Below are 26,860 nucleotides of genomic sequence, written 5' to 3'. Positions count from 1 at the left end.
GGTGGGTCAGGACCTCACGGGCAAGCATCCCCCGTCCCCGGCTCGTGCGAAAGATCACACGGGCTGCCTACGAGTGACCCTTCAGCCCTCGCCACGTCGGTCCTTTTGCCGTCCCATTACCGTCCCATGGGCAATTGGCGACACAGCGGTCGTCATGATGGTTCGGCATTGGTAAGGCATGCCTTCGCTAACCTGCGCGACCGACGGCGGGGGGCGTGCCGGGGAGGGCCGCATGTGGGATGACGCGTTTCCGAGCTTTCTCATCGGACTGAGGGAAGGGCTCGAAGGCGGACTCATCGTCTCCATCCTCGTCGCGACCCTCGTGAGAGCGGGTGCCAAGTCCCGGCTGCCCCAGGTGTGGACCGGTGTCCTCGCCGCGATCGCGCTCGCGATGAGCTTCGGCGCGGTGCTGACGTTCACCGCCGCGTCGCTGTCCGCGACCGCCCAGGAGGCGTTCGGCGGCACTCTCAGCGTGATCGCCGTCGCGTTCGTCACCGCGATGGTCTTCTGGATGCGCCGCTCGGCCCGCAGCCTCTCCGGCGAGATCAAGGAGAAGGTCACCGGCGCGCTCGCGATGGGCGCGGGCATGCTGGTCCTCACCTCGTTCCTCGCGGTGGGCCGCGAGGGCCTGGAGACGGCCCTGTTCCTGTGGACCACGGCGCGCGCGGCCGGGGAGTCCGCGGGTCCGATGGCGGGCGCCGGCATCGGCCTCGTCCTGGCGGCCGGCCTGTGCTGGGGTCTGTACCGCCGCGTCCTGAAGATCAACCTGACCAGGTTCTTCACCGCGACCGGCGCCGTCCTCATCGTGATAGCCGCCGGAGTGCTGGGCTACGGCCTGCGCGACCTGCAGGAGGGCGGGGTCCTGCCCGGCGGCACCGCCTATGCCGTGGACCTCGGCGGCAGCGTCGACGCGGGCTCCTGGTACAGCACCCTCATCCAGGGGGTGTTCAACCTGACGCCGACGATGACGTGGCTGCAGGCTGTCGCCTACGCCGGATACCTCGCCGTGGTGATGACGCTGTTCGTACGAGGCGTGCGCGGGGCCGGGACCCCGGCCACCCGGTCGAGGCCCGCGGCGGCCGACCGGGCGAAGCCCGCAGCGAAAGCGAAGGGGAAGGAGGACGGCAAGGCGCAGGAGGAGCAGCCCGGGCCGGCCGCCGAGGCACCGCGGACCGCGTCCGCCACTCCGGTCCGCCGCCGCCCCGTCTGGGCCGTCCCCGTCGCCGTCGTCGCCGTCCCCTCCGTCGTCGCCGGGCTGGTCGTCGCCCTCAGCGGCTCCAAGCCGGTCGGCACCCAGACCGTCGCCGTCTCCGAGACCGAGTGCGGCAAGGGCTTCACCGCGCCCGAGCCCGGCCGGCAGACCTTCCAGATGCACAACACCGGCGACAAGACCTCCGAGGTGTACCTGGTCGACCCGGCCAGCAACGCGGTGTACGGCGAGATCGAGGGCCTCGCCCCCGGCACCACGCGCGACCTCGTCGCCACCGTCGCGGGCGGCAGCTACGCCTGGCGCTGTGTGCCCACCGGCGGCAGGGCCGTCACCTCCAAGGCGGTCCGCGTGAGCGGCGGCGCCGGCGCCAAGGCCGTCGTCCCCGTCTCCGAGAAGGACCTCGCCGCGCCCCTGGCCGCGTACAGGACGTACGTCGAACAGGGCCTGGCCACCCTCGTCACCCAGACCCGCGAGCTCAGCGACGACATCGGCGCGGGCCACCTCGACGCGGCCCGCGCCGACTGGCTGACCGCCCACCGCACCTACTCCTCGCTCGGCGCCGCCTACGGCACATTCGAGGACTACGACCAGAAGATCAACGGCCGCCCCGACGGCCTGCCCGGCGGGGTGAACGACAACGGCTTCACCGGCTTCCACCGCCTGGAGTACGGGCTGTGGCACGGCCAGTCCCCGGACCGGCTCAAGGCCCCCGCCCAGCAGCTCGCCGACGACGCCGCGGGACTGCGGAAGGCGTTCCCCACCCAGACCTTCGACCCTGGCGACCTGCCCCTGCGCGCCCACGAGATCCTGGAGAACACGCTCCAGTTCGAGCTCACCGGCCACGCCGACCAGGGCAGCGGCACCGAACTGGCCACCGCGGACGCCAACCTGGCCGGCACCCGCGAACTCCTCACCGTGCTGCGGCCGCTGCTCACCAGCCGCGCCCCGCGCCTCCTGCCCGCCGTGGACGCGGACATCGCCCGGATGCAGAAGCTGCTCGACGCCGCCCACCACGGCGACTCCTGGACCCCCGTCGACCGGCTCGACGCGACCGCCCGTGACCGGCTGAACGGGGCCACCGGGCAACTCCTCGAGGACCTCGCCCCCGTTCCGGACCTGCTCGAGATCCGGAAGTCCGCCTGATGGTGCGAAAGCGCGCCGCGAACGCCCGTACCGAAGCCGAGAACGCACACGCCGAAGGGAACCGCTCCATGCCGTCCGCCGAAACGCCCGCCCCCCAGGGCGGCTGCCCCGCCGGTCACGGTCGCCGCTCCTTCGTGAAGACGGCCCTGGGCGCAGGGGCCGCGGGAGCGGTCCTGGCCGGCGGCGGCCTCGCCCTCGGCCAGGCCGGCACCGGCGAGGCGCACGCGGCGGACGACGCCAACGCCACGAAGGTCCCCTTCCACGGCGCCCACCAGGCGGGCATCATCACCCCCGCCCCGGCCGCCGCCACCTTCGTCTCCTTCAACGTCATAGCCGAGGACCGCAAGGGCCTCACCGACCTGCTGCGAACGATCACCGAGCGGGCCCGCTTCCTCACCTCCGGCGGCACCCCGGAGGACCTCGGCGTGGGTGCGCCGCCCTCCGACAACGGCATCCTCGGCCCCCAGGTCCCCGCCGACGCGCTCACCGTCACCGTAGGCGTCGGCGCCTCCCTGTTCGACGACCGCTACGGCCTCGCCAAGGCCACACCGCGCCGTCTCACCCCCATGCGCACGTTCCCCAACGACAACCTGCAGCCGGCCGAGTGCCACGGTGACCTGTCGCTGCAGATCTGCGCCAACCGGCAGGACACCGTGCTGCACGCGCTGCGCGACATCGCCCGGCACACCCGCGGCGCCATGCAGATCAAGTGGCGCATCGACGGCTTCCAGAACACCCCCCGCCCGAGCGGCGCCCAGCGCAACCTGCTCGGCTTCAAGGACGGGATAGCCAACCCCGACGTCACCTCCTCCCGGGAGATGGACCGTCTCGTCTGGGTCGAAGAGGGACAGGGCGAGCCCGCCTGGGCGACCGGCGGCAGCTACCAGGTCATCCGCATCATCCGGATGCTCGTGGAGTTCTGGGACCGGGTCTCGCTGACCGAGCAGGAGAAGATGTTCGGACGCCGCAAGGACACCGGCGCCCCGCTGGACGGCGCACAGGAGACCGACGTCCCCAACTACGCCAAGGACCCGCAGGGCACGGCGATCCCGCTCGACGCCCACATACGCCTCGCCAACCCCCGCACCGCGAAGACCGACGACTCCCGCATCCTGCGTCGCGGGTACAACTACGACCGGGGCGTCGACAACGTCGGCAACCTCGACATGGGCCTCGTGTTCTGCTGCTACCAGCAGGACGTCCAGCGCCAGTTCGAGGCCACCCAGACCCGGCTGATCGACGAGCCCCTCGTGGACTACATCTCCCCGACCGGCGGCGGCTATTTCTTCGCCCTGCCCGGCGTGAAGGACTCCTCGGACTGGCTCGGGCGGGGGCTCATGTCGGCCTGACGGCCCCCGCCGCCGCCGGCTGGTCAGCCGGCCGGCCGCCAGCCCAGCGCAGGCCCCAGGCGCGTGGCGATGTCGGTGAGGATCTGCACGTAGTCATCGTGCTCGAAGGTGAACGGCAGCGCGAACGCCACTTCGTCCACTTCACGGAACGCCGCGTGAGCGTACAACTGCTCCGCTATCTGCTCGGACGTTCCCACGAGGTCCGGCGCGAACATCATCCGCGCCGGACCCTGCGGCGTCGCCGTACGCGGCAGCCGCTTCGCAGCGTACGCCTCGTACTTGGCGCGCTGCTCAGCCGTGGCGCTGTCGGTGGGGATGACCACCAGCCCCTGTGAGACCCGGGCACGCTCACCGTCCGGATGGTGGGCGCGGAACGTGCGGATGTGGGAGAGCTGGACCTCGGCGAAGTCCTCCGACTCCTCCGCCTTGACCACGCTGGAGGTGAGCAGGTTCATTCCGTGCTCGCCCGCCCACTGGGCCGAGCGCAGGCTCCCGCCGCCGTACCACAGGCGCCTGCCCAGGCCGGGGGAATGCGGCTGCACTCGGTTGGAGAAGACCTCGAACCCCTCGACACCGCTGAAGTCCGTGGCGGGCTTGCCGCGCACGAAGTCCAGCAGCCGCTGCACCCGTTCGTAGCTGAAGTCCTCGACGTCGGCGGTGTCCGGGTGGAGCGCCCGCTTCACCTGCTCGTAGTGCATCGGCGGGCCGACGCTCACACCCGGGTTCAGACGGCCTCCGGAGAGGATGTCGACGGTCGCCAGGTCCTCGGCGAGGCGCAGCGGGTTCTCCCAGCCGAGCGGGATGACCGCGGTGCCCAGCTCTATCCGGCTCGTGCGCTGGGAGGCAGCCGCCAGCACGGCGACGGGCGAGGATATGCCGTACTGCAGATGCCGGTGCCGCACCCACGCACTGTCGAACCCCAGCCGCTCACCCAGCTCGATGATCTCCAGCGTCGACTCGTGACCGGGGCCCGGATCCGCCTCGTCGAACAGGCCGATGGTCAGGAAGCCCAGCTTCCGCAGCGGTTGCGAGGTCGGCGGCACAGGGCTTCCTCCAGTGTCCGTGGCATGTCTGCCGTACGCCGGTGCTGTGCCCGATTCTCGCAGGTGATCGTTGCGCGCACGTGAACGAGCCGGTGAGGGCGCCCCGGGTGCACCGCATCAGGCGTCGCGGCGCCGGAGCGTCACTGCCGCCCCGGCCAGCGTCGCCAGCGCGTACAGGCAGAACACCGCGAACCCGGCCCACGGCGTCAGGGTGTGCGGCTGCTGCTGGACGTGGACGAGGCCCTGGCCCGCCGTGCTCGGCAGATACGGGTTGATCGCGTCGAGCCAGGACGACGGCAACGCCTGGGCGAGCACCGGAAGCACCAGCAGGACGCCGAAGAGGGTGGCGATCCCGCCCGCCGTGTTGCGGATCAGCGCGCCGAGCGCCACCCCGATCAGACCCACGACCGTCAGATACAGCCCCGCGCCGAGGACCGCGCGCAGCACTCCCGGTGCGCTCAGCGAGGTTCCAAGGTGACGTCCGGAGAGCGCGGCCTGACCCAGCAGGAACGCGGCCAGCGCGGCGCCCGTCATCAGCACCCAGGCCACCACCGCGTACACCAGGACCTTCGCCCACAGCACCGGGAGGCGGCGCGGCACCGCGGCCAGCGAGGCGCGGATCATGCCCGTCGCGTACTCCCCGCTCATCACCAGAACCCCCAGCACGCCGACGGCAAGCTGAGCCAGGAAGAAGCCGCGCAGACTGACCAGCGTCGGATCGAAGGCGAGCCGCTCCTGCGGTGGCAGCTCGTCCCAGCGGTGGGCGGTGAAGTAGCTGAACACACAGCCGAGTCCGACCATCGCGACGACGGCTGCGAGGAGCGTGAACAGGGTGGAGCGCAGTGACCGCAGCTTGATCCACTCCGAGCGGATCACCCGCAGCTGGGTGACCTCACCCCGTTCCGCCGCGGGAATCACCGATGCCGTCGTCATGCCGCACGTCCTTCCGCGCCGACCAGGTGAGCCGCCGGTGTCCGGTACTCCGCGGCGTCCCCGGTCAGTTGCATGAACGCCTCCTCCAACGAGGCCTGCTGCGGCGTGAGTTCGGCCAGCGCGATACCGTGCTCGGCCGCGATCCGCCCGATCCGCTCGCTGCCGAGCCCGGTCACCGTCAGCACGCCCGGTTCCCCGGCCGTGACGGAGACGTCCGGGCCGGCCAGCAGACGGTGCAGCCGCTCCGCCTCCTCGGTGCGTACCCGCACCACCTCGCCGGCGGCCCGCGCGACGAACTCCGCGACCGACGTGTCCGCGATCAGCCGTCCCCGCCCGATCACGATCAGATGCTCGGCCGTGAGCGCCATCTCCGACATCAGATGCGAGGAGACGAGGACCGTACGCCCCTCGGCGGCCAGCCCCTTGAGCAGATCGCGGATCCAGCGGATCCCCTCCGGATCGAGGCCGTTGACCGGCTCGTCGAGGATCACCGTCGCCGGGTCGCCGAGCAGCGCCCCGGCGATGCCGAGACGCTGCCCCATGCCCAGGGAGAAGGCGCCGACCCGTTGCCGTGCCACCGCGCGCAGCCCGACCAGGTCGATGACTTCCTCGACTCGGCGCCGGGTGATCCCGTGGGTCGCGGCGAGCGCCAGCAAGTGGTGGTAGGCGCTGCGCCCGGTGTGCACCGAGCGCGCCTCCAGCATGGCCCCCACCTCGTGCAGGGGCGCCCGGTGATCGGCGTAGTTCCTGCCGTTGACCACCGCCCGGCCGGAGGTGGGCGCGTCCAGCCCCAGCAGCATCCGCATGGTCGTGGACTTGCCGGCGCCGTTCGGCCCGAGGAACCCGGTCACGATGCCGGGCCGCACGGTGAAGCTCAGGTTGTCGACGGCGGTGCGCTCGCCGAAGCGCTTGGTGAGGGAATGGGCCTCGATCATGCCCTCCACCCTCGTACGAGCGCGCCCGGCTGTCGCGCGGGACTGCTCCGGCCGGATGCCGGACCGCCTCCGCCGTCGGTGCGTGCGTCTACGCGCCGCTCTCGCGGAGCATGTCCTCCGGCTCGACGAGCTTCACGCGTTCCCGGCCCTGGGGTTCACCGAGCGCCTTCTCCGCGGCGTCCAGGCGGTACCAGCCCTCCCAGGTGGTGAAGCGGACGTTCCGTTCGGCGAGGAACGCGTCCACGGCCTCGGGGGCGGGCGAAGCCGGTGTTTGGAGACGCCCGTTCGCGTGGTCGTCCAGCAGGTTGGCCACCGTCTCGTTGGCGTCGCCCTTGGTGTGGCCGATGAGGCCCACGGGACCGCGGCGGATCCAGCCGGTCACGTACGTCGACTGCAGGTGTGCCCCGCTGTCCTCGACGACCCGCCCGCCCTCGTCCGGCACCGTGCCCGACTCGACGTCCCACGGCAGCTTCGGCAGCGGGTCGGAGAGGTAGCCCACGGCACGGTAGACGGCGGTGACGTCCCAGTCCCGGAACGTGCCGGTGCCCTTGACGTTTCCGGTGCCGTCCAGGGCCGTGCGCTCGGTGCGCAGGCCGACCACCCGGCCGTCCTCGCCGAGGATCTCGGCCGGGGACTCGAAGAAGTGCAGGAACAGCTTGTGCGGCCGGTCGCCGACGTCGCGGATGGCCCAGTTCTCCAGCGTCTTGGCGACCATGTCCGCCTGCTTGTTGCCGCGCCGGGTCGCGATCGAGCCCTCGTCGTAGTCGATGTCCTCGGGGTCGACGACGACCTCGATGGAGGGGGAGTGGTCCAGCTCCCGCAGTTCCATCGGGCTGAACTTGGCCTGGGCCGGGCCGCGGCGGCCGAAGACGTGGATCTCCCGGGCCCGGTTGGCCCTCAGCCCGTCGTACACGTTCGGCGGGATCTCGGTGGGCAGCAGTTCGTCGGCCGTCTTGGCCAGGACGCGGGCCACGTCCAGTGCGACGTTGCCGACGCCGAGCACGGCGACCTTCTCCGCCGTCAGCGGCCAGGTCCGCGGCACGTCCGGGTGTCCGTCGTACCAGGAGACGAAGTCCGCCGCTCCGTAGGAGCCGTCGAGGCCGATGCCCGGTATGTCGAGGGGGCGGTCGGCCATCGCGCCGGTGGAGAAGATCACGGCGTCGTAGAAGGCGCGCAGGTCGTCCAGGCTGATGTCGGACGGGTAGGCGACGTTGCCGAACAGGCGTATCTGAGGCTTGTCGAGCACCTGGTGCAGGGCCGTGACGATGCCCTTGATGCGCGGGTGGTCGGGGGCGACGCCGTACCGGATGAGGCCGAAGGGGGCGGGCATCCGCTCGAAGAGGTCGATGGACACACCGGGTTCGGCGGCCACCTCGGACTTCAGCAGGGCGTCGGCGGCGTAGATGCCGGCGGGACCGGCTCCGACGATGGCTACCCGCAGGGGGCGGGGCATGATCAGGTTCCCTTCGAGCGGGGATGGACGGCTCGTCGGGAACCCTAAACTAAGGCAATCCTTACTTGGTACACGGGTCCGCTCTATGACCTCATAAGGCGGACTTATGTCCTCGGCTCCGGGGTCAGCAGGAGCATCGTCGCGTCGTCGCGGACGCTGCCGCAGTGTGCCACGAGATCGGCCCACACGCGCTCGGTCGTGACCACGGGGTCGTCGTCGGCGAGGCGGGGAAGCCGGTCGATCAGCGGATAGAACGCACCGGTGGAGTCCCTGGCCTCCCAGATGCCGTCGGAGGCCAGGAACAGCCGGTCCCCCCGCTGGAGCGGACAGGTGGTCTCGTCGTACTCGCCCCCCTGGGGCAGGCCGAGCCCGAGCGGTGTTCCAGGTGTGACCGGCACCTCCGTGGCCTTGCCGTCCTGAAGGAGAACCGGCGCCGGGCTGCCGCAGACGATGATCTGTACCGTACGGGCGTCGGGGGCGAACTCGAGCAGCACCACGGTCGCGAACAGCTCCCCGAGCCGGGCGTCCCCCGAGTCCACCAGGAGCCTGCGGTCCAGTCGCGCGGCGACCGACAGCAGGTCGGGCTGGTCGAGGACGGCCTCCCGGAACGCGCCGAGCAGCGACGCGACCGTCGCCACGGCCGACAGTCCGTGGCCCTGTACGTCGCCCATCACCGCCCGTATCCCGGCGCGCCCCGCGCGCACGTCGTAGAAGTCGCCGCCGACGAGCGTCCCGCGCTGCGCGGCCCGGTACAGTCCGGTGCACCGGACCGGACCGACCCGCGGCGGCAGCGGGGGCGCTACGGCGCGCTGAGCGGCCTCGGCGACGGTGCGTTCGACGTCGAGTTGGGCGTCACGGCGGCTGCGCACATACGACACGAACACGCTCAGCAGCGCCACGAAGCTGATGGTGAGCAGGTCGGTGTTGCCGGGGTGGTCCAGATGGAAGACCCGGACGTGCTGCATGGCGATGACCAGGACGCCGAGCACCGCGGTCGTCAACGGCCCGTAGGACAACACGGCGAGCGGCGGAATGGCGCCCAGTAGGAAGCCGATGTCCAGGGGCTCGGGGACGACGAGCGTGGCGACGCACACGATCACCAGCAGCACCAGCGGCAGCACCCGCACCGACCGCGGGGGCGGCGCCCCGCGCAGCCAGCTCCGGCCGTCCGCCTCCCGGCGCCCAGGCACGGCACGCACGCTTCTCACACCGTTAACGCTCCTACGCCGAGCGGCCCCCCGCACGTCGGCGCAGGGTCTCGTGGATGCGCCGGGCCGCGCGTATCGTTCCGCCGTCCGATGCGTCAGGGCAGGCGTCGAGAGGTGACAGCGTGAGCGCGGACGGGGCGAGGACCGCTGTGGTGACCGGCGGCAGCGGATTCGTCGGAAGCCATCTGGTACGACGGCTGCTGGAGCGGGACTATCAGGTGCACGCCACGGTGCGCAGCGCCGCGCACCCGGCCAAGGTGCTGCCGCTGCGCAGGCTCCAGCAGGAGTTCCCCGGCCGGCTGACCCTCTTCGAGGCGGACCTGCTCCGGCGGGGCTCCTTCGACGAGGCGATGAGCGGCTGCCGGGTGGTCTTCCACGTCGCGTCGCCGTTCCGCATGCCGGAGAAGATCAAGGACGGTCGCAGGGACATGGTCGAACCGGCCGTGGACGGCACCCGCAACGTGCTGGCGAGCGTGGAGCGGGCCGCGACCGTCGAGCGGCTGGTCCTCACGTCCACCGTGGGCGCGATCTTCGGCGACTACGTCGACGTGCTGGCCATGGACGACCGGACACTGTCCGAGAAGTACGTCAACACCACCAGCACCGTGGAGAACAACCCCTACCACTACGCGAAGACGCTCGCCGAACGCGAGGCCTGGGCGGCGGAGGCGGCCCAGAGCCGCTGGCGCATGGTGTCCGTCAACCCCGGCCTGATCCTCGGCCCGTCACTGACCCCCGCCTCGGAGTCCGGCAGCCTGTTCCTGCTCGACGAGCTGTTCAAGGGCTACTTCTTCTACGGCGCCCCCGACTTCAGTTTCACCACGGCCGACGTCCGCGACGTGGCCGACGCGCACATCGCCGCTGCGGAGCACCCCGCGGCGAAGGGCCGGTACATCGTCGCCGCCGAGACGATGACGTCCTTCCACGAGATGTCCCGCATCATCCGCACCCGGTACCCCCGCGACCTGCGCCTGCCCCGCACGGCGCTCCCGCACTGGCCGGTACGCGTCCTGGGTCCGGCCTTCGGGCTGACCCAGGACTACATCCGCAAGCACCTCGGCATCCGCTTCCGCGTGGACAACAGCAGGAGCGTGCGCGAACTGGGCATCACCTACCGCCCGATCGAGGAGACGCTGCTGGACCACTACGAGACCTGGCGACGGCAACGCCGGGCACACTGAGGTCGGGGCGCTCCGACCTCAGGCGGGCCGCACCGCCCCGTGGATCGCCGAGTGGCCGGCGTGGTGGAGGGACTCCTCGCGGATGTAGGCTCCCGGGCCCGGCGCGTGGATCATCATGCCGTTGCCGGTGCAGATGCCGACATGGCCGGCGCCGTCATGGAGGAACACCAGGTCCCCCGGCTGGAGAGCGGTGAGGGAGACGGGCGTGCCCATGGCCGCCTGATCGGGTGCGGAGCGGGGGAGCACGACGCCGGCGGCCTTCCAGGCGGCCTGGGTCAGGCCCGAGGCGTCGTAGGAGTCGGGCCCGGTGGCACCCCACACACACGGCTTGCCGATCTGCGCCCGGGCGAAGGCGATCGCCTTCGCGGCCTTGGTGCCGTACCCCGCGTCGGGCACGCCGACGAAGGCGTCGGCGACCGGAAGCGCGGGGGCGACGGGCGCCGGGGCGGTGAGAGGGGCCGTGGCGGCGAGGGCGGCCGGACCGGTGAGCGGCGTCGAGGCGGTCGGGAGGGGCGCGGTGGCCGGCGGTGCTGCCGTGGCGAAGGCGGTAGTGGCGGCCGGGCCGGGCGCGGTGGCCGGCGGCGCCGGCACGGCGAATGCCGGTGACGTGGCCGGGGCGGGCATGGTGGCCGACGGCGCCGGCACGGCGAGCGCGGTCGACGTGTCCAGGGGCGGCGCGATCGGCGACGGGCCCACGGAAGAAGGAGCGGCGGTGAGGGCAGGGTCCGCGGCCGGGGACATGCCCGGCAGGACCGCGGCGGCACCGGCCGTCTGCCCCCGCTGCCACGCCTGCCCGCTGTCTCCGAGCGCTTCCGGCGTGCCCCAGGTGCCGGCCGCCGGGCCCTGTTGCGCCGTATGCCGGTCCAGCATCTCCCGGGCCGCGGCGAGCTTGCGCCGGCTCCGCTCCTTGGCGGTGGTCGGCGTGGACCGCCCCGGCTCGCCGGGAGCCCCCGGCAGGGCGCGCGGCGTCTCCTGCCCCGACGCCGGCGCGGAAGGCACCATGGCCCTGGGACCGGCCGTCAGCTCCGCCACCGGCCCGGCGGTCAACTCCCGGACCGTCCGGTCCGGCCCGGAAGCCGGTCCGGCGGTCAGCTCCCGGACCGGCCGGTCCGCGTTCGCCCGCTCGATGGCGGGCGGTTCGTTCTTCGGCCGCCTGGCCGGGAGCACGGGCCGGTCCCCGGCCGACCCGTCCGGCATCCTGTCCGCCGGCAGCACCGCCGGAACGGTCGGACCCAGCTTCGCGCGCGCCGCGTCGAACCACTCCCGGGCGACGTCGTCGAGCGCGGGATCGCTGCGCCTGCGCTGCCTGCCGAGGACGGGGTCGGTGCGCCTGCGGGTGCCCGTCGACATCGCGCGGGTCGCGTTGAAGTTCCCGGTGGCGGTCTCGGCCCGGTCGTAGAGGCTCTGGATCCGCCGCTGGACCTCGTCGCGGCTCGGCCCCTCGGAGTCGCGCTGCGCCATGGGGACGTACTCCTTCCGTGCTCCGCCTGCCGGGTCGGCCGTGCAGCGCCCCCAGGCCGTTCGGGGCGCTGGGGGAGGGTTCGGGCTGGAGGCTCCGGAAGGCGTGCTCTGGGGCCCGTGCCCTCGGCGGAGGCCGTGCGACCCGGCGACGTTCGCCGGAGGGAGTCGTGCGGCCTGCCGGACAACCTAGCCAACTTGTGTGCCTCGCGTGAAGATTGGGTCGCGAAATGTCCGAGACGTCGGTGTGATTTTCATCTTGTCGTTCACCAAAGCGTTTTGACGCTCCGGAAGGTGTTCTGTCGGCTACCGTCTACGCCCTGGCGACGGTCGGCAGCGGCAGCGGCAGCGCGGTCCGGATCCGGCCGACCAGCGGCGGCAGGAACAGCGAACTCACCGTCGCCGCCGCCGCGGTGGACAGCGCGATGCCCCAGGCGAGCGGGCCGAGCGGCGTGCAGCCGAAGAACTGGCTGAGCCCCGGAGTCTGCACCACGGCCGCCAGCGCCGCCAGCGAGCCGAGGGAGGAGCCGACGATCGCCCCGCTCCGGCCGCCGGCCAGCAGCGTCTGCCCGAGCTGTGTGCCCACCAGCGCGACGAGGGCGACCGTACGGGCGCGCGCGGCGCGGCCGGTGAACCGGGCGACGATCCAGGCGGCGGTGGCACCGAGGGCGGTGGCGACGGCCCGGCACACGGTCTCCTCGGTCAGGGCCGTGCCCAGGGAGACCTCCGGCCCCTCGTGCAGCATCCGCTCGGCGGCCTCGGGGCGCGGCGGACGCAGGGCGACCGCCATGGCCGGAGCCAGGTCCGTGAACAGATTCACCAGCAGGAGTTGACGGGCTGTCAGGGGTGACGTCCCGGTGGCGGCCGCGCCGAGGAGGGTGAAGGCGATCTCGCCCAGGTTGCCGCCGACCAGGATCGCCAGCGCCTGCCGCACGGACGCCCACATGGCGCGGCCCTCCACCAGCGCGGCGAGCACCGTCTCCAGCCGGTCGTCCGTGACCACGAGGTCGGCCGCCGCGCGCGCCGCCGGCGTGGCGCGCGTACCGAACGCGATGCCGACGTCGGCGAGCCGGATCGCGGGCGCGTCGTTGGCGCCGTCCCCGGTCATCGCGACGGTGCGTCCCAGTCTCTGGAACGCCTGCACCACACGCACCTTGTGCACGGGGGTACCGCGCGCGACGACCCCGACGTCGGGCAGCAGGGCGTCGAGCGCCCGGTCGTCCAGGTCGTCGAGTTCGGTGCCGGTCACCACCCGCCTGCCGTCCAGGACGCCCAGTTCGGCGGCCATCGCGCCGGCCGTGCCCGGGTGGTCGCCGGTGATCATCACGATGTGCACCCCGGCGTCCACCAGGTGGCGCACCGCCTCGGCGGCGGTGCCGCGCACGCGGTCGGCGAAGGCGAGGAACCCGACGAAGTCCAGCCCCCGCACCGTCTCGTCCCGCAGCTCCTCGCCGCCCGCGTCCCGCAGCTCCGCGACCGCGAGGATGCGGTGGCCCTCGGCCGCCAGCTTCTCGCCGGCGGCGAGCACGTCCGCGCGCTCCCCCTCGTCCAGCGGGCGGCCGCCACGGGTGGCGCAGCGCTCGACGACCTCCTCCGGTGCGCCCTTCACCGACAGGACCCGGCGTTCCCCGAACCGGCCCATCGTGGCGTGGAAGCCGCGGCTCGGCTCGAACGGCAGGCCGGAGACACGCCGCCAGCCGGGCACGTCCGTCGTCCGTCGCACGTGCGCCTCCTCCGCGCCGGCGGTGACGGCCCCGTCCGTTGCGTGCTCGAACCCCGCGCCACCGTGCGGGTGAGGGGTGGCCCGCAACGCGGCGGCGAGGACGGCGCGTTGCTCGTCGCCGAGTGATTCCAGGGGCCGGCTCTCGCCGTCCGCCGAGACGGCGACGAGGGAGATCCGCCCGTGAGTGAGGGTTCCGGTCTTGTCGAAGCACAGGACGTCGGTACGGCCGGCCGCCTCGATCGTACGGGGATCCCTGACCAGGGCGCCCCGTACGGAAAGCCTGCGGGCGGAGGCGAGTTGGGCCGCGGACACCAGGAACGGCAGTCCCTCCGGGACACTGGCCACGGCCAGGCCCACACCCGCGCCCACCGTCTCCCGCGTCGAGCGCCCGCGCAGTGTTCCGGCCACCATCACCGCGGCGGCCGAGCCGAGGGCCACGGGCAGTGTGCTGCGGGTGATCCGTGCCAGCCTGCGCTCCACCCCGACGGCGGGCGCCGCCGCCCCCCGGCCCATCACCGCGGCCCGGCTCGCCTCCGTCGCCGTACCGGTCGCGACGACGACCGCGCGGCAGCGGCCGGCCGCGACGGTGGTGCCCTCGTACACCATGGACGTGCGCTCCGCCACGTCCGAGGCCAGCACGGGCGCGACGGCCTTGGCCACCGGCAACGACTCGCCGGTGAGCGCCGACTCGTCGGTCTCCAGGTGGTGCGCCTCCAGCAGGCGCGCGTCCGCGGGTACGACATCGCCGGCGCTCAGCACGACGACATCGCCCACGACCAGCTGCTGGGCGGGCACGGTGGTCTCCCGCTCGTCCCGCAGCACCCGGGCCATCACGCCCGACTCACGGCGCAGCCGGGCCACCGCCCGGTCGGTCCGGTAGCGCTGGAACCCGCCGACGAGTCCGGACACGGCGGTGACCGCCACGATGACGACGGCGTCGAGGACGGCGCCCACCGACGCCGACATGGCCGCCCCGGCACCGAGGACGGGCGTGAGCGGGTTGGCCATCTCGGTGAGGTACGCCCGCACGGGCGACGACGTGGGGGCCCGCTCGCCGGGTGCGGTGCCCCGCGCCTGCGCCTCCTCGTCGGTCAGCCCCGCCTCGGCGCTCCCGGTCCGCTCGAGGACGGTGCCCGGGTCCATCGCGTGCCAGGGGCCGCGGGACGCGGCGGTCACCGGCGAGGGACGCCGCAGCAGTCGTACGGCCGACCAGACTCCGGTCCAGGTGGCGAGGGCGCCCGCCGCGTTGAAGGCCGTCACGCCGCGCGCCGCGGGTCGCCCCGACCGCCCGGCCAGCGCCGCCGTCGCGCCGACGGCGGCGGCCGCCTCGGCGATCCGGACCCCGCGCCGCGCACTGTCGCGGGCACCGCGGCAGGCCCGCACGATGACGACGGCCGCCGCCGGATCGGCGTCCACGTACAGATGCGCGCCCCAGGGCGGCGACCCCTCCGGGCCGACGACGCCGACGCCGACATCGGCCGCGCTCAGGGCCTCCCGGTCCCGGGAGATCAGCAGCACCCCTTCTCCGTCACGCTGGAGGTCCCGTACGCAGTCCACCGGTCGTTCGTCCGCCGCGCGCGCCGCGTCGGCCTCGCGTGCGGCCGGGTCGGCGGTGTGCGCCCCGGCGACCACGACCCGCAGCCTGGCGGCATGCGCCGCGGGGACGAAGGCGCCGGCGGCCTCGTGCATCTGCGGCACCGCACTGATCACGGCGATCAGCCGCCGCCCGTGTGCCAGCCCCAGCACGAGCCGTGCCCCGTCGCGGTGCATCCGCTCCCGCTCGCGCGCTCCGGTGCGCCCCTGCAGGGACAGCCGCTCGACCGGGCCCAGGGCCCATTCACCGTCATGGGCCGGCTTCTCGGGCGCGGAGCCGTCGAAGAGACGGTGGGCCCGCGCGGCGAGGTCGCCCACGGGCGCGTCGTCGTCGAGGGGCACCAGATCGGCCAGCACATGGGTCCCGGTGACCAGCACGCCGGTGTCGAGGAGCACGGTGCCGATACGGTCCAGCCGGCGCAGCGCGCCGGAGTCCGCCACGAGAACGCCCCTGTGGGCCAGGCCCCGGCCGAGGGCGCAGGCGAAGCCTTCGCGGGCCAGCAGCGGTGCCTTGGGGATGGCCGCGAGGGCACCTCCGGCGGCCCTGGCCGGGCGCCGGGTGACCAGCAGCGATCCGGTGAACGACGCCGCCGCCACCAGGGCGGCCTGGTCGGCGTAGCGCTCGACCGGCCCCGGCCGCAGCGGCGTCTCATGCGGCGGTGGGTCGGGCATCGGGCCATGGGACCCGGTCGCGGGACTGCCGGCCAGGCGCGGCTCGGCCGCGGCCCAGGAGGCGGCTTCCGCGTGCGCCTCCAGTGCCCGCAGGGTGTGCCGGACGGTGTCCACGACGACCCCGACCACACCTCCGGAGCCCGCATGGCCCACCGCCGAGAGGAGGGGCAGCAGCAGATTGGCGTTGTCGGTGCCGATCGCCCGGTCCACCGCCCCCCGAAGCCTCGGGTGGACGTCGACGAGCGGGATGACAGCCGTGACCCACGACGGGAGCGGCGCCCGGCGGGCCAGGCCCGTCACGGCGGCCAGGGGGGCGGCCGCCACCTGCACCGCCACGGCCAGGGCCGCTCGCCGGGTGGTACGGCCGGAGGCCGGATGGTCGGGCAGCGGGTGCTCGAGTCCGTGGGCCTCCTCCACCTCCTCTACCGCATCGATCAGGGCCGGCACCAGCTCTTCGGGGTCGAAGGAGTCGTCCGTGCCGACCACGCAATGCCCCAGCACGGTGTTCGCCACGGCCCAGGCCACGCCCGGCAGCCCGGTGAGCCGTCGCTCCACCTCCTCGGCCAGCTTCACCGCCGAGGCATGGGGCAGGTCACCCTGGCTCAGGCCGCGTACGGCGATGTGGAGACGCCCCTCGAAGCGGCGCACCCGTTTGCGTGTGCCGTCCCACAGAGAGGCGGTGGCGGAGGACATGACGGACCGCAGCAGTCGCCGTCCCGGCAGTGCCACAGCGCATCACCCGCTCCCCGCGGTCCGACACCCGCTCCGCACGACACGAGTAGCCGCAAACCGCCGACTTCAACCGGAATGTTGACAAACCTCCTATTTCCACCGGATCGCAGAGCGCATGCCGCGCGGAGCGCGCGAGAATTGAAGTGGCACACCACACCGACTCCGTGAGAGGAGGACAGGGGGATGGCCAGAACAGCGGCGACGACACCGCAGGAAGAGACCCGGAGGCAGCCGGCGGAAACCCATGCGCACGAGGGCGGTGGCCTGCACCTTCACACACGTACGGTGCACCCCTCGCTGAGGATTCCGTACATCACGAGGGACGACCTGACCAGCACCGCCAAGGAGGCGACGTCGCGGATGCCCGGCGCACCGTCCGGCAAGGACCTCGTGTTCTACGGGGGGCTGACCGCGATGGCGGTCGCGGGGGCTCTGGAATGGCCGGTGGCGGTGGCCGTCGGCGGAGCCACCTGGCTGCTGCGGGGCGGCAGGACGCGTGAACGGGGCGCCGAAACGGCGGTCGGGCACAACGGCGGGAGCCGTGCCTCGGTGAGGAGGACGGCCTGAGGCGACCCGGCCCCCGGCGCCCGGCGGCGGACACCGCCGCCGGGCGCCGGCGTGGGTCGGCGGCGGGCCGTGGCGGTCGTCGTGTCTCAGGCGGCGGCCGGTGCGGTGGCCGTGCGCTGACGCCGTGCGTACGCGGCCCACAGCTGCCACGCGAGGCGCAGGATGAGCGCCTCGGCCAGCGCGGCGCCGATCTTCGTCGCCACGGCTACAAGAATCTGGCCCATGTCGGTTTCGACTTTCTGTGCTCGGATGCGGATGTCCGATATCCGACAATGCAGGCCTTTCCATGGCGATGGGCGCCATAGAGGGGCACTTCCGATGTCGCTTGGGTGAACAAATGGAAAACGCCCCGCGAGCGGGGCCGCGGACACCGCGACCCCGCCCGGTCCCGGTCAGCGCGTCGGCAGGACGCGGGTGTGTTCGACGCGTACCGCGTCCAGGGCCTCGGGGTTCAACCCGAGCAGCCGCAGGATCGTCGGCGCGATCTGCGTGGTCTCCACCGAGCCGCCGACCCGCACACCCTGTGGGGCACCGGCGCCGAAGACGACGAGCGGCACGTCCAGGTCGTCGGCGTGGGCGCCCCCGTGCTCGGCGATCTTGCCCTTGCCGCCGGTGTACACGACGCCGTACTGCGTGATGCCGAACAGGTCCGGCACACGCGCGTCGCCCGGCCGCACGTGGAAGTACCGGGCGGCCGCCGCGCCGGCGTACAGCGTCTTCAGCCCGCTCGCGGTGAAGGGCTTGGCCGTGCCGTCGATCCCGTTGCCGGTGCCGGACCGGGCGAGCAGGTACGCCTTGGCGAAGTCGGTCGCGGCCGTGGACCGGTCGGTGAGCCACAGGAGCATCGCGTCATCGTCCACGGCGTGCGCGACCAGGTCGCCGGCGCCCGGATGCGCGGCCTTCCACGCGGCGTTCAGGCCGTCGAGGAGCGGGCCGTCGTCGATCCGCATCAGCGCCTTCGGATCGGTCGGCGACTGCCCGTGCTTGGCCGACAGGATGACCGTCGTACTGCCGTCCAGGTGCCTCTTGCGCAGTTCCGCGAGGAACGCCCCGACCTCCTTGTCGACGAACGCCAGGTTCTTCACCAGAAGCGGGCCGGGCACCCCCTTCGCCAGGTAACCACCCGTCAGACCGTCGGAGCCGGGCAGCTTCTGGGCGGTCGACACGGACTGGAAGTTCATGCCGAAGACCGCAGGGGTGCCCACCTTGTGCGTGCGGCTGTGGTCGTAGCCGTCGATCTCGTTGAGGACGGCCCGCACCTTGTAGTCGTCGTACTGCTCGGTCGCCGCGTTGTCCTTGGTCCAGTCGTCGCCCGCCGGATAGCCGGTCGCCGCGCTGTTGATCTCGGGGGCGAACAGGTCCTGGACACCGGTGCCGGAGGGCCCGTCCAGAATCTCGTACGCCACGTGCTTGTCGGACCAGGCGGTGCGCAGCCCCGCCCTGCGGGCCACCTCGAAGACCGTGTTCACCTTCAGGTAGCTGTGCGGGTAGACGGGCTTGCACGTCTTCGGGTCGACCGGCAGCTTCGACGGGTCGATCAGCGAGCGGGCGTCACCGGTCATGTTCAGGATGCCGCCGGGCAGTCCCGCGAGCCCCTGTCCGGCGTCCAGGGAGTCCTTGTTCCGGTCGAGGTCCTCGGTGAGGTCGACTTCGGCGCCGGGCTTGGCACCCGTGCAGCCGGTGGTCCCGGCCGGCAGGAGGGCGTTGCTGTAGGTGTCGTCGTAGTAGACGCCCGTGGTGCCCGGATTCCCGCCCGTGAGCTGGCCGATCATGCCGGGGAACGAGTCGGAGGGGACGGTGGTCCTCGCGTGGGTGTACTCCACACCGCCCGTGGCGAGCCGTGCGAGCGCCGAGTCGGGGTGGTGGGCGACGTACCAGGCCAGGTCGGACTGGTGCAGGCCGTCGACCGACAGCAGCAGGACATGCCGGGCCGCGGCGCCCGCGCGGGCGACGGGGGCGTGTGCCGAGGCGGGCGCGGTGGCCGTGGCGGTGAGCGCACCCACGGCGGCGAGTGCGGCGGCGACCGCCGTGACGGGACGGGCAGGACGTCTGAACAAGGGTTCTCCTCGAGCTGTACGGGGCACGGGGAAGTCTGCGGACCGTGCACCGATATCGGAGGGGGAGAACGTGTACGGAAGGGGACTTCCGCACCGTGCCCAGCCCAAGAAACGCAACGGTGCGCGCAAAGCGGCGAGGGGAGATGGCCGGGCGGGCCCTGCAGACGCGCGGCCCTTCACCCGTCCGTCCGCGGTCCCGGGCGGTGACGGAAGCCGTCGGCATGGACGATCCGCTCGTGCAGGCCGCCCCGGTGGGTGACCGGGGCGCGCTGCAGGGCGATGAGAGCGGCGTCGTCGTCGAGGCGTCCGCCGGCATGGGCGAGGAGGTCGCGCCGGACGTGGTGCAGCAGGGTCTCGGGGCCGGTCTGCGTCCACTGGGCGACGCGTTCCGCCAGCGGATAGAAGCGGTTGTGGGCATCCCGCGCCTCGATCACACCGTCGGTGTACAGCAGGAGGGTGTCACCGGGCTCGAAGGAGAACACGTCCAGCGTGTAGCCCGCCGGCCGCCCGCCGATGCCCATGGGGGGAGCGGGGTGCAGGCTCGGCGCGGTGACGACATGCCCGGGACTGAGCAGCAGCGGCGGGGGGTGCCCGCAGCTGGTCATCCGCGTCATCGGGTCCGCATCGGAGATCTCCATCAGCAGGGCGGTGGCGAACCGTTCCCCGACCTCCTCGGGGGGTTCGAAGTCGGCGAGGTACCGGGTCACGCTCTGTTCCAGGGAGGCGGCCAGCTCCAGCAGGGAGGCCTGCCGGTGGGAGGACTCCCGGAACGCGCCGAGCAACAGGGCGGCCTCGCCGATCGCGGACAGGCCCTTGCCGCGCACATCGCCGATCAGAACGCGCACCGCGGCGTCGGTGCGGGTCGCCGCGTACAGGTCGCCGCCGATCTGTGCCTCGTCCTCGGCGGCCAGGTACAGGCAGGCGACCCTCAGGGGGCCGATCTGCTCCGGCAACGGCCACAGCAGGACGTGCTGCGCCGCCTCGGCCACGGATCTGACCTGTGCCAGCTGCGCGCGTCGCCGCTCGCGGATCGCGCCGTAGATCACGGTCAGCGTGGACAGCACCGCCAGAGTGACCAGCTGCACGACGTGGTTGGTGGTGGTCAGCCCGCCGTGCAGAACGGCGATGAGGAACTGTGCCGCCACCGCCAGCGCCCCGACGAGGCCGGTCAGCCGGGGGCCGGCGAACGACAGGGTGAGCGCCGGGGCGATCACCAGCGCCGGTCCCAGATGGATGTTCGCGGGGGAGTGGATGTCCGCGACCGTGATCACCACGATGAGCGCGATCGGAAGGAGCAGCAGCGCATGGCTCGAATGCCACTGCTGCCGCAGGCCGGCGAGGCCCAGGCGGGGGCTCATGCCTTCCACCCTGCCTCGCCGTCGGTCGGGCGGCCACCGCGTGCCGCTCACCTCGCCCCGCGCACCGATGTCGTCCCGCAGCTGTAAACGGACGGACCCTGGGTACCCGCCGCAATGTGCCGAGATCCATGCGGCGGGCCGACACCCCGCTGCGGTCGATCAGTGAGAAGGAGGCGCGGATGAGCACGGTCAAGGAAACGGTGGAAGTCGAAGTTCCGGTTCGCACGGCGTACAACCAGTGGACGCAGTTCGAGGAGTTCCCGAACTTCATGGAGGGCGTCGAGGAGGTCACGCAGCTCGACGACCGCCACAACCACTGGACCACCAAGATCGGCGGAGTGCGGCGGGAGTTCGACACCGAGATCGTCGACCAGCTCCCCGACGAGCGGATCACCTGGCGTACCACCAGCGGCGACACCCGGCAGAAGGGTTCAGTCCGCTTCCAGCGCCTGGACGACACCCACACGCGCGTGGAGCTCGTGATGGACGTCGAACCCGGTGGAGCCGCGGAGAAGACCGCGGACATGCTGGGAGTGATCGACCGGCGCGTCAAGGGAGACATGCGTCGCTTCAAGGAGTTCATCGAGCAGCATGGCCGCGAGTCCGGCGCCTGGCGCGGGCGCATCCAGCCCGGTGACGTCGGTGGCCCGTCCAGCTGACACCGTCCAACCCCGGAGCGCCTCGGCCGCCTCCCCGGGCGGCCGGGGCGCTTCGTGTGCCGGTCAGCCGAGTGTCGCCTCCGGCTCCCCGCGGGTCGCCTCCCGGCTCCGCTGCTCCGGGGGCATGGTCGGCCGTCGCGGTCGGCCCCGGCCGCGGGAACGCCGGTCACCGCGGTCGCGTACCGGCCAGAACAGGACATACGCGGTGGAGACGGCCACGAAGGCCAGACGGATCAGACCGCGGGCCGAGTCGTCGGGCACGACGAACACACTGCCGTACAGCGTGAGCAGCGCGATCCAGCTCCACCAGGGGACGAGGCGCCGCTGGCCGATCACGTCCCACAGCAGCGTGCCCAGCAGGACGGACGCGGTGTAGTACGTGTAGACGCTGGGGTCCAGCACGATCCGCGCGTTGGCGCCGAGCAGGACCACCGCGGCCCAGCGGCCGCGCCAGACCGCGACACAGCCGAGCGTCAGACCCACCACGGCCTGCGCGGGCCGGTCCCAAGGGGGTGTCTGGGGATCGCCGACGCCGAGCCAGCGCAGCGCCGACGCCGGCTGGTTGGGGATGGTGAAGTGCGCCGCCGCCATCGTGTGCGGGGAGCCGATGAAGAACGGCAGCCAGACGACCGCGACCAGGCCCACGCACCACAGACCGGCCCGCAGCCACTGGTGTCTCGGCAGTGCGAGCAGCAGCGGCAGGAAGGCGAGCGCCGTCGGTTTGGAGTCCATGGCCAGGGCCATGAAGACGCCGGTCCCCGCCGCGTTGCCAAGGGTGACCGAGCGTACGGCCAGGGCGGTGAAGAACAGCGCCAGGACGTCGTCCAGGTGCCCGAAGCGGACCGACACCTCGATCCACATGGGGATGAAGGCCAGGCCCGCGATCAGCACGCGCTGCCGCAGCCGCTGATGGTTGGTCCCGGTGCCCAGGAAGTACCAGGCGGCGCTGCGTCCGGCGAGTACCAGGATCACCAGGCCGAGCAGGGACATCAGGGCCGCGGCCAGGAACTGCCCGACGTCCTCGGGGAACGGGTTGAACACACCCGCCACCAGGAAGCTGAGCGGGCCCATCTGGAGCTCTGGGTGGTGCGCGTACAGGTTGAGACCGCCGTCGCGGCCGGCGCCCTGATACAGCAGTTTCCCGCCCTGCTGCAGATAGTGCCAGGAGAACCCGCCGTGCCGCTCCACCACGGCGAACCAGACGATTGTCCAGGCGGCGAGCAGCACCAGGTGCACCCGCTGACTGATGACCGGCACGGGCCTTCCTTTCGGCTCCTGTCCCTTGCGACCGACCGGGAACGCCATGGTCCCCCAAGGAAGATGATCGAACCGGTCCGGGGGTTCGCTCCCTTGCGAGATCCGTTCGCGGACATATACGGAACGGCGGTGCGGCGACGGGGCCTCCCAGGCGGGCCGAGCCGTTCGTCAGTCCACGCGGCGCCGGGCCTCTTCGTCCCACGCGCGGGTGTCACGTGGCTCTGTGTACGGCTCCTGGTCGGGGGGAAGACCGCCGGCGATCGCCCGCTGCCGCGCGGTCTCCGCGTCGAACTCCAGGCCCAGCAGGATCGCCAGATTGCCGATCCACAGCCACACCAGGAAGACGATGACGCCCGCCATGGTGCCGTAGGTCTTGTACGAGGATAAGGTGGCGACGTAGAACGCGAACCCACCGGACGCGGCCATCCAGAGCACCAGCGCCAGCACGCTGCCCGGTGTGATCCACCTGAAGCCGTGCACCTTGGCGTTCGGCGTGGCCCAGTACAGGATCGCCAGCATGATCGTCACCAGGGCCACGAGGACGGGCCACTTGGCGATCGACCACACCATGAGCGCCGTGTGCCCGATCCCCAGTGCCGTGCCCACCTGGTGCGCCAGCCCTCCGGTGAAGACCACGATCAGCGCGCTAGCCAGGGCCAGCACCATGAGCAGGACGGTGACCGCCAGCCGCAGGGGCAGGACCTTCCACAGGGGCCTCCCCTCGGGGATGTCGTAGACGGCGTTCGCGGTGCGGATGAACGCGCCGATGTAACCCGACGCCGACCACAGCGCCACTGCCAGGCCCACGAACGCCATGACGGACCCGGCGCCGCTGTGTCCCTGCAACTGCGCCACGGCCCGGGTGACGATGTCCCGGGCCGCGCCCGGGGCGAACTGTTTGAGGTTGGCCAGCACCTTGTCGGTCGCCGACCGCCCGGCGATGTCCAGCAGGGACACCAGCACCAGCAGGGCCGGGAAGAGGGACAGCACCCCGTAGTAGGTCAGGGCCGCGGCCCGGTCGGTCAGTTCGTCGTTCCCGAACTCGCGCAGCGTGCCCCTGAACACCGCCCACCACGAGCGCCGGGGCAACTCGGTCGGCGCGTCCGGGGCCCGGCGCTCCACCTCCGGGTCCGGCCCGGGCGGCGCGGCGGCGGAATCCGGAGCGGGCTCGGTGCGGCGGTCCGCTGCCCCCCGCCGGTGGCCATGACGCGCCCGGTGATCCCTGTCTTCCCATTTCAGCAGCCGAGTCATGGTTCGCGGGTAACCCGACCGCGCCGGACCACTCCGCCGACGCGACCGGCTGGTGATGCGGCTCAGTCACATCCCTGGGGACGCAGATCGTCGAAGCCGACGGCCAGATGGCGTGGCCCGCGCAGCACCGCGTTCTGCCGGTAGGGCGGCGGGTCCTCGAGGAGACGGGGACCGTCGAGCCTGCGGGCCAGTTCGGACAGCGCGATCTGTGCCTCCAGCCGGGCCAGCGGTGCGCCGAAACAGGAGTGGATGCCGCTGCCGAAGCCGAGGTGCTGGATGTCTCCCCGGTACGGATCGAACCGGTCGGGGTCCTTGAACCGCTCCGGATCCCGGTTGCCCGCGGCCAGGACGAGCCAGATCCTCGAACCCTTCGGAATCGTGACCCCGCGCACCTCGATGTCCGCGATACAGGTCCGCTGCGGCACGAGCTGCACGGGAGGTTCGTAACGCAGCAGCTCCTCCACGATGTTGACGGCCAGGCCGGGGTCGTCGCGCAGTCGGCGCAGGTACTCCGGGTACCGCAGCAGGGTGAGCATGCCGTTGGTGATCAGGTTGACCGTCGTCTCGTGGCCCGCGATCAGCAGCAGCACCGACGTGCTGAGCACTTCCATCGTCGTCATCGGGCCGTCCGGGCCGTGGCTCGTCACCAGCTCGGACAGCATGTCGTTCCCGGGTTCCCTCCTTCTCTGCTCGACCAGCTCCGCCAGATACAGGCCCAGTTGCACGCGTGCCTCCCGCGTGGACTGCAGGCGTTCGGCCTCGTTCTCAGCCGTCCGCGTCTGCGGATCCAGACCGGCGACGATCGGTTCGACCCAGGCGCGAAAGCGCGGTTCGTCCTCGCGCGGTACTCCGAGCAGCCTGCAGATGACGGTCACCGGGAAGGGGTACGCGAACTGGTCCACCACATCGATCTGCCGTGCCTCCCCGATGCCGTCGATCAACTCGGCGACGATTCCGGCGAGTTCGCCGCGCATCGCGTCGATCCGGCGGGGGCAGTGCGGCGGTCCGAAGGACCGGTTGGCGATCCGCCGCAGCCGGTCGTGCTCCGGAGGGTCGAGTCGGATGAAGCTCGGCGGCAGCCCCGTCTCCTCCGCCCCGACCCCTTCGTCGGCTCCCGCCGCGGCGAGGTTGCCGGCGTCGGAGCTGATCCGCGGATCGTGCAGCAGGCCCAGGATGTCCCAGTACGAACCGACGAGGTAGGGACCGCCGTCCTCCTCGTGCAGCACCGGAGTCCTACGGAGCTCCTCGTACAGCGGATAGGGGTTCGCGCGGTTGGCGTAATCGGTGATCCGGTGCAGGAGCGAGGCGTGCGTCATGAGTGGTCCTAGAGCGTGAAGTCCGTCAGGGCGGGGGAGGCGCGGGACCGGGACGGTTAGTGGCGGGCCGGGGTGAACACCAGACGGCGGTCGCTCGGCGAGTAACCGCTGAGCGTCACGGTCGGGCCGTGCGTCGGCAGGGACGGGTCGGGGAAGTCGGCGGGCACCGGCTGGCGCCCCTCGGGACGGCGGTCGACCGTCGGGAACTCCAGCGGGAACGGCGTGGCCGTCTCGATCAGCCGCTCGTAGAACTGGAGCCACCGGGTGTTGTCGAAGCTCACCGCGGCGATGATCCGGCCCTGGTAGCCGTACGCCCCGACGAATCGGCGTTCGGCCAGCGACCCTTGAGTGATCATGATCTGCTCGCCCATGGACGGGACACCGACCGACTTGATGTTCACACCGAACTGCGACGACCAGAAGGCGGGCACCCACAGGTGCGGACGCCGGTCCGCACCATTGCTGATCATGTTGTGGGCGGCCACCTCAGCCTGTGCGACGGCGTTGCCCCAGTGCTCCAGCGACAGGAACTGATAGCCGAACAGCGGATGCGGAGAGCGGGCCACATCGCCGGCGACGTAGACGTCATCGGTCACGATGCCCCGGAAGTCGAAGGCCCGGCAGCCCGCGTCGCAGGCGATGCCCCGGGGCCCCGCACCGAGCCCGGAGCCCTCCAGCCACTCGGTGTTGCGGGTCGCGCCGAGGCAGACGACCACGACGTCCGTCTCGACGACGCTGCCGTCGGACAGATGGGCGGCCCGCACCCGCCCCATCGAGTCGCCCTCCAGCGCCGTCACCATGACGCCGGTCCGCAGGTCCACACCGTTCTCCCGCTGCAGCTCCGCGGCCACCGCGCCGATCACCCCGCCGAGGGCGCCCACCAGCGGTGCGCCCCCGCGCTCGGCGAGGGTGACCGCGAGGCCCCGCTCCCGGCAGGCCGAGGCGATCTCCGAACCCGTGAATCCGGCCCCGATGACGAACACCCGGCGCGGGGAGGCCTGCAGCCGCCGCAGCAGGGCGGCCGCGTCGTCGCGCGTGCGCAACACGAAGACACCGTCCAGTTGGGCCTCCGACTCCTTCGGCCAGGGCCGGGCACGCACACCGGTGGCGATCAGCAGCCGGTCGTACTCCACCTCGTCCCCGTCGGCCAGCCGTACCCGTTTGGCCGTCATGTCGAGTCCCGTCGCCGCGACACCCAGGCGCCACTTGGCGTCGATCTCGAGGCGCCGGGGCAGGCCGGTGCGGTGCGGTGACGCCTTGCCGAGCAGGACCGCCTTGGACAGCGGTGGCCGGTCGTACGGTTCGTGGGGCTCGTCACCGATCATGGTCAGCGAACCGGCGAAACCCTCGGCGCGCAGCGTCTCGGCGGCCCGCAGCCCCGCCAGCGAGGCGCCCACGATGACGATTCGGCCCTCGCGCCTGAGCCATCGGAGGAGGTCCTCAGCGGGCACGTGACGTCTCCTGCCCGGCCTCGGCGTGCTCCGCGCCGATGTCGTCCAGCCCGTCGACCAGGATGGCCTGCACCGGGCAGGCCGCCACGGCGCGCGCCAGCCTCTCCCGCTGCCCCTCATCGGCGTGGGGGTTGTAGACCAGCGACTCCTCGCCGTGCAGGGCGAAGACGTCGGGTGCGAGGAACGCGCACTGGGCGTATCCCTGGCACCTGTTGAGATCGACGACAAGCCTCATGAGCCCTCCGCGCCTTCGGCGGGCAGGTCCGCGGGCGCCGCTGCTGCGCGGCGGAAACGTCGGACGGCGGTCAGCT

Annotated in this window: 19 protein-coding genes; 5 read left to right on the top strand and 14 right to left on the bottom strand. The window is 72.3% G+C overall.

Going from position 1 to position 26,860, the window contains the following annotated elements:
• Nucleotides 1–232 precede the first annotated feature (232 nt).
• Together efeU and efeB are read left to right on the top strand one after the other, a co-directional pair.
• On the top strand, nucleotides 233–2,353 hold the full coding sequence (gene efeU, locus ACFYZE_RS18315) for an iron uptake transporter permease EfeU (protein ID WP_388994583.1): 2,121 nt from the start codon (nucleotides 233–235) through the stop codon (nucleotides 2,351–2,353).
• A 68-nt stretch (nucleotides 2,354–2,421) separates the two neighbouring features.
• Nucleotides 2,422–3,702, top strand: a complete 1,281-nt coding sequence (gene efeB, locus ACFYZE_RS18310; protein ID WP_388994581.1) for an iron uptake transporter deferrochelatase/peroxidase subunit — start codon at nucleotides 2,422–2,424, stop codon at nucleotides 3,700–3,702.
• 23 nt (nucleotides 3,703–3,725) lie between these two features.
• On the opposite strand, the gene ACFYZE_RS18305 is transcribed toward efeB, so the two are convergent.
• From ACFYZE_RS18305 to ACFYZE_RS18285, 5 genes are all read right to left on the bottom strand, one after another.
• Nucleotides 3,726–4,745: an LLM class flavin-dependent oxidoreductase gene (locus ACFYZE_RS18305; protein WP_388994578.1), complete on the bottom strand. Its 1,020-nt coding sequence runs from the start codon at nucleotides 4,743–4,745 to the stop codon at nucleotides 3,726–3,728.
• Nucleotides 4,746–4,862: 117 nt separating this feature from the next.
• Nucleotides 4,863–5,678, bottom strand: coding sequence for an ABC transporter permease (locus tag ACFYZE_RS18300; protein ID WP_388994575.1), 816 nt, complete (start codon nucleotides 5,676–5,678; stop codon nucleotides 4,863–4,865).
• Nucleotides 5,675–6,613 (bottom strand): ABC transporter ATP-binding protein, encoded by a 939-nt coding sequence (locus ACFYZE_RS18295; protein ID WP_388994572.1) that lies wholly within the window; start codon nucleotides 6,611–6,613, stop codon nucleotides 5,675–5,677. Before ACFYZE_RS18295 ends, ACFYZE_RS18300 begins: the two co-directional genes overlap by 4 nt.
• Before the next feature lie 88 nt (nucleotides 6,614–6,701).
• Nucleotides 6,702–8,066 (bottom strand): FAD-dependent oxidoreductase, encoded by a 1,365-nt coding sequence (locus ACFYZE_RS18290; RefSeq protein WP_388994569.1) that lies wholly within the window; start codon nucleotides 8,064–8,066, stop codon nucleotides 6,702–6,704.
• 104 nt (nucleotides 8,067–8,170) lie between these two features.
• Nucleotides 8,171–9,274 (bottom strand): PP2C family protein-serine/threonine phosphatase, encoded by a 1,104-nt coding sequence (locus ACFYZE_RS18285; protein WP_388994566.1) that lies wholly within the window; start codon nucleotides 9,272–9,274, stop codon nucleotides 8,171–8,173.
• Between the two features lie 122 nt (nucleotides 9,275–9,396).
• Between ACFYZE_RS18285 and ACFYZE_RS18280 the strand changes: the two genes are divergently transcribed.
• On the top strand, nucleotides 9,397–10,455 hold the full coding sequence (locus ACFYZE_RS18280; RefSeq protein WP_388994564.1) for an NAD-dependent epimerase/dehydratase family protein: 1,059 nt from the start codon (nucleotides 9,397–9,399) through the stop codon (nucleotides 10,453–10,455).
• 18 nt (nucleotides 10,456–10,473) lie between these two features.
• Here ACFYZE_RS18280 and ACFYZE_RS18275 read toward each other — a convergent pair whose 3' ends face one another.
• Nucleotides 10,474–11,916 carry an NlpC/P60 family protein gene (locus ACFYZE_RS18275; protein WP_388994562.1) on the bottom strand — a complete coding sequence of 481 codons (1,443 nt, stop codon included), beginning with the start codon at nucleotides 11,914–11,916 and terminating at the stop codon, nucleotides 10,474–10,476.
• A gap of 310 nt (nucleotides 11,917–12,226) precedes the next feature.
• Entirely contained in the window at nucleotides 12,227–16,630 is a 4,404-nt protein-coding gene (locus ACFYZE_RS18270; protein ID WP_388994559.1) for an HAD-IC family P-type ATPase, read from the bottom strand.
• 186 nt (nucleotides 16,631–16,816) lie between these two features.
• On the opposite strand from ACFYZE_RS18270, the gene ACFYZE_RS18265 reads away from it, so the two are divergent.
• Complete coding sequence (locus tag ACFYZE_RS18265) at nucleotides 16,817–17,200, top strand: hypothetical protein (RefSeq protein ID WP_388994556.1); 384 nt, start codon at nucleotides 16,817–16,819, stop codon at nucleotides 17,198–17,200.
• 392 nt (nucleotides 17,201–17,592) lie between these two features.
• Here ACFYZE_RS18265 and ACFYZE_RS18260 read toward each other — a convergent pair whose 3' ends face one another.
• Together ACFYZE_RS18260 and ACFYZE_RS18255 are read right to left on the bottom strand one after the other, a co-directional pair.
• On the bottom strand, nucleotides 17,593–19,257 hold the full coding sequence (locus ACFYZE_RS18260) for an alkaline phosphatase family protein (RefSeq protein ID WP_388994553.1): 1,665 nt from the start codon (nucleotides 19,255–19,257) through the stop codon (nucleotides 17,593–17,595).
• Nucleotides 19,258–19,433: 176 nt separating this feature from the next.
• Nucleotides 19,434–20,615 carry a PP2C family protein-serine/threonine phosphatase gene (locus ACFYZE_RS18255; RefSeq protein WP_388994551.1) on the bottom strand — a complete coding sequence of 394 codons (1,182 nt, stop codon included), beginning with the start codon at nucleotides 20,613–20,615 and terminating at the stop codon, nucleotides 19,434–19,436.
• Between the two features lie 179 nt (nucleotides 20,616–20,794).
• On the opposite strand from ACFYZE_RS18255, the gene ACFYZE_RS18250 reads away from it, so the two are divergent.
• Nucleotides 20,795–21,274, top strand: a complete 480-nt coding sequence (locus ACFYZE_RS18250; RefSeq protein ID WP_388994548.1) for an SRPBCC family protein — start codon at nucleotides 20,795–20,797, stop codon at nucleotides 21,272–21,274.
• A gap of 63 nt (nucleotides 21,275–21,337) precedes the next feature.
• On the opposite strand, the gene ACFYZE_RS18245 is transcribed toward ACFYZE_RS18250, so the two are convergent.
• From ACFYZE_RS18245 to ACFYZE_RS18225, 5 genes are all read right to left on the bottom strand, one after another.
• On the bottom strand, nucleotides 21,338–22,531 hold the full coding sequence (locus ACFYZE_RS18245) for a hypothetical protein (RefSeq protein WP_388994545.1): 1,194 nt from the start codon (nucleotides 22,529–22,531) through the stop codon (nucleotides 21,338–21,340).
• 168 nt (nucleotides 22,532–22,699) lie between these two features.
• Complete coding sequence (locus ACFYZE_RS18240) at nucleotides 22,700–23,782, bottom strand: YihY/virulence factor BrkB family protein (protein ID WP_388994542.1); 1,083 nt, start codon at nucleotides 23,780–23,782, stop codon at nucleotides 22,700–22,702.
• 62 nt (nucleotides 23,783–23,844) lie between these two features.
• The gene (locus ACFYZE_RS18235; RefSeq protein ID WP_388994540.1) at nucleotides 23,845–25,098 is read right to left on the bottom strand and encodes a cytochrome P450; all 1,254 of its coding nucleotides are present in this window, start codon (nucleotides 25,096–25,098) and stop codon (nucleotides 23,845–23,847) included.
• Between the two features lie 56 nt (nucleotides 25,099–25,154).
• On the bottom strand, nucleotides 25,155–26,549 hold the full coding sequence (locus ACFYZE_RS18230) for an NAD(P)/FAD-dependent oxidoreductase (RefSeq protein ID WP_388994537.1): 1,395 nt from the start codon (nucleotides 26,547–26,549) through the stop codon (nucleotides 25,155–25,157).
• A complete protein-coding gene (locus ACFYZE_RS18225) occupies nucleotides 26,539–26,784 on the bottom strand; it encodes a ferredoxin (protein ID WP_388994535.1) in 246 nt (81 codons plus the stop codon). Before ACFYZE_RS18225 ends, ACFYZE_RS18230 begins: the two co-directional genes overlap by 11 nt.
• Between the last annotated feature and the right edge of the window lie 76 nt (nucleotides 26,785–26,860).

Origin of the sequence: Streptomyces sp. NPDC001796 (genome assembly GCF_042892355.1) — a bacterium.
Taxonomy (GTDB): Bacteria; Actinomycetota; Actinomycetes; order Streptomycetales; family Streptomycetaceae; genus Streptomyces.
The sequence above is the reverse complement of the archived record's forward strand: the minus strand, read 5'-3'. Positions and strand labels throughout refer to the sequence as shown.

Excerpts from the sequence above, each read along its gene's own strand:
- ACFYZE_RS18240 (WP_388994542.1), bottom strand. The coding sequence starts at position 23,782 with ATGACTCGGCTGCTGAAATGGGAAGACAGGGATCACCGGGCGCGTCAT.
- ACFYZE_RS18255 (WP_388994551.1), bottom strand. The coding sequence starts at position 20,615 with ATGAGCCCCCGCCTGGGCCTCGCCGGCCTGCGGCAGCAGTGGCATTCG.
- ACFYZE_RS18250 (WP_388994548.1), top strand. The coding sequence starts at position 20,795 with ATGAGCACGGTCAAGGAAACGGTGGAAGTCGAAGTTCCGGTTCGCACG.
- ACFYZE_RS18300 (WP_388994575.1), bottom strand. The coding sequence starts at position 5,678 with ATGACGACGGCATCGGTGATTCCCGCGGCGGAACGGGGTGAGGTCACC.
- efeU (WP_388994583.1), top strand. The coding sequence starts at position 233 with ATGTGGGATGACGCGTTTCCGAGCTTTCTCATCGGACTGAGGGAAGGG.
- efeB (WP_388994581.1), top strand. The coding sequence starts at position 2,422 with ATGCCGTCCGCCGAAACGCCCGCCCCCCAGGGCGGCTGCCCCGCCGGT.
- ACFYZE_RS18295 (WP_388994572.1), bottom strand. The coding sequence starts at position 6,613 with ATGATCGAGGCCCATTCCCTCACCAAGCGCTTCGGCGAGCGCACCGCC.
- ACFYZE_RS18275 (WP_388994562.1), bottom strand. The coding sequence starts at position 11,916 with ATGGCGCAGCGCGACTCCGAGGGGCCGAGCCGCGACGAGGTCCAGCGG.
- ACFYZE_RS18290 (WP_388994569.1), bottom strand. The coding sequence starts at position 8,066 with ATGCCCCGCCCCCTGCGGGTAGCCATCGTCGGAGCCGGTCCCGCCGGC.
- ACFYZE_RS18225 (WP_388994535.1), bottom strand. The coding sequence starts at position 26,784 with ATGAGGCTTGTCGTCGATCTCAACAGGTGCCAGGGATACGCCCAGTGC.
- ACFYZE_RS18235 (WP_388994540.1), bottom strand. The coding sequence starts at position 25,098 with ATGACGCACGCCTCGCTCCTGCACCGGATCACCGATTACGCCAACCGC.
- ACFYZE_RS18265 (WP_388994556.1), top strand. The coding sequence starts at position 16,817 with ATGGCCAGAACAGCGGCGACGACACCGCAGGAAGAGACCCGGAGGCAG.